General features: G+C 52.6%; 3 protein-coding genes. All 3 read left to right on the plus strand.

The window, feature by feature from the left end; genetic code table 11:
* The first annotated feature begins 73 nt into the window (after positions 1 to 73).
* From tnpA to tnpC, 3 genes are read left to right on the plus strand one after another with little or no spacing between them, the layout of a single operon-like run.
* Positions 74 to 400 carry an IS66 family insertion sequence element accessory protein TnpA gene (tnpA, locus tag ACY2RQ_RS19180; protein WP_490114620.1) on the plus strand — a complete coding sequence of 109 codons (327 nt, stop codon included), beginning with the start codon at positions 74 to 76 and terminating at the stop codon, positions 398 to 400.
* A complete protein-coding gene (gene tnpB, locus ACY2RQ_RS19185) occupies positions 397 to 747 on the plus strand; it encodes an IS66 family insertion sequence element accessory protein TnpB (RefSeq protein WP_490114621.1) in 351 nt (116 codons plus the stop codon). Before tnpA ends, tnpB begins: the two co-directional genes overlap by 4 nt.
* Positions 748 to 786: 39 nt before the next feature.
* The gene (gene tnpC / locus ACY2RQ_RS19190) at positions 787 to 2,301 is read left to right on the plus strand and encodes an IS66 family transposase (protein ID WP_490114622.1); all 1,515 of its coding nucleotides are present in this window, start codon (positions 787 to 789) and stop codon (positions 2,299 to 2,301) included.
* Positions 2,302 to 2,329 lie beyond the last annotated feature (28 nt).

Below are 2,329 nucleotides of genomic sequence, written 5' to 3' on the forward strand. Positions count from 1 at the left end.
GTAAGCGGTAATTTCCCCCCACATTAACTTCACCGACGTTCTACATCACACTTCCGTTTTCTTCCGGAGATGTATGATGAAAACAGAAGCCCATGCACAACTCAAAACACTCTGGTCAGAACGCATCAAAAACTGGCAGCAATCGGGTCTATCACAGGTGGAGTGGAGTCGTCAGCATAACCTGAACCATCACCAGCTCGGTTACTGGAAACGAAAACTCCTTTCCCAGCCCAAAGCATCCCAGCCCAAAGTGAACAAGCTCATTCCTCTGGTCACCCTGGCGAAGACTCAGCCCCTTCTTCCCGCGACTGTCACCATTACCCTGCCTTCTGGTATCGAGATTCAGACTTTACCCGATCAGGCTGCTGGCCTCATCAAAAGCCTGCAGGAAACACCATGATTCGGCCTGATCCGAAGGTTGCCGTGTACCTGTACGCGGAGTGGGTCGATATGCGCAAATCCATCGATGGCCTGGCCTCTCTGGTCGAGCAGGAAACGGAACTGTCACCGTTTGATTGCAAACTGTTCGTGTTCTGCAACCGCCAGCGTGACAAAATCAAGCTGCTGTACTGGGAGCGTAATGGCTTTGTGCTCTGGTATAAACGGCTGGAGAAATTCCGGTTTCAATGGCCCGGCAAGGATAGTCCGGCATGCCTTGATGGCGCAGCATTAAACCAACTGCTGGATGGTTATGATATTCGCCCGCAAAGGCCACATCCGATACTGCATTACACGGCCATGATCTGATACTGGCACAATCGGAGATACAATCTATCTTGATGCGGCATGGAAGCCTGCCCCACACCTTTATCCGATGACCCTGCTGTCCTGAAAGCGGAAGTTCACTTGCTCCGGGACAAAATCTCTGTTCTTGAGGAACATATCCGTCAGTTGATTCATAAACGCTTCGGAGCCTCCAGTGAAAAACACGCACCGGATCAGGTCAGCCTATTCAACGAAGCTGAGCAGGATCAGCCGGAAGACATCAAAATCGAAGAGCCTGACATCACGATCCCGGCTCATCAACGCCAAAAGGCAGGGCGTAAGCCGTTACCTCCAGAACTTCCTCGTATCCGGGAAGAGCATGATCTTCCCGCAGCGGAGAAAGTCTGCGCCTGCTGCGGCAGTGATGACCTGCACCGGATAGGTGAAGAAATCAGCGAACAGCTCGATATTATTCCCGCGAAAGTCCAGGTCATCCAGCATGTTCGCCCCAAGTATGCCTGCCGTACCTGCGAAGGCGCGGTGAAAACAACACCCATGCCACCCCAACCGATCCCGGGTAGTATCGCCACACCGGGATTGCTGGCCACTATAGCTACCAGTAAATACGTCGATGGCTTACCGCTTTACCGCCTGGAGCAGTGCGTCCTGAAACGGTTAGGGGTTGATATTGCCAGGGCGACAACGGCCTTGTGGATGGTGCGTTGTGGCCAGCTGGTTCAACCGCTCCTGAATCTGTTGCGAGACAACCTGCTGGAATCTCCCTTGATACACTGTGACGAAACGGTGGTTCAGGTCTTAAAAGAGCCGGACAAAACACCCCAAAGTCAGTCGTATATGTGGGTGCAGGTCGCGGAGCCGGAGCAAGGCCGAAAAATCGTCCTGTTTGATTACGCGCCGAGTCGCAGTGGTTCTGTCCCGGTCAGGCTTCTGGAAGGATTTCAGGGATACCTGCAAACAGACGGTTATGAAGGTTATGCCGCGATAAGTCGGCAGCCCGGCATCGTCAATCAAGGTTGCTGGTCTCATGCCAGGCGTAAGTTTGATGAAGCGATCAAAGGGCAGAAAGACAGCAAAAAAACAGGGAAAGCGCACATCGGGCTGGCCTTTATCCAAAAGTTATACCGCATAGAGCACGACATCAAAGACAGCCCCCCGGAAAAGAAAAAACGAAAACGTCAGGAGGCCAGTCAGCCCATCCTGAAACAACTCCGACAATGGCTGGAGAAATCCCTGCCGCAGGTTCTGCCAAAAAGCTTGCTGGGTAAGGCCTTACAATATCTCAACAATCAGTGGGAGAAACTTGTTCGCTATTGCGAAGAGGGCTACCTGCGCATGGATAACAATGTGGCCGAAAATGCCATACGACCCTTCGTGGTCGGAAGAAAAGCCTGGCTGTTCAGCAATAGTCAGAAAGGCGCTCATGCCAGCGCCAACCTGTACAGTCTGGTAGAAACGGCCAAAGCGTGTGGGCTGGAACCCTGTCGGTATCTGAAAGAGGTCTTTAGCCGGTTACCAGCCGCTCAGACTGTGGATGATGTTGAAAAGCTGCTGCCGTGGAATCTCCAGCCTGCATAATCAAGGTGGGCTGAAATTACCGCTTACG

This window comes from Parendozoicomonas sp. 209JJ7-1 (assembly GCF_058147085.1).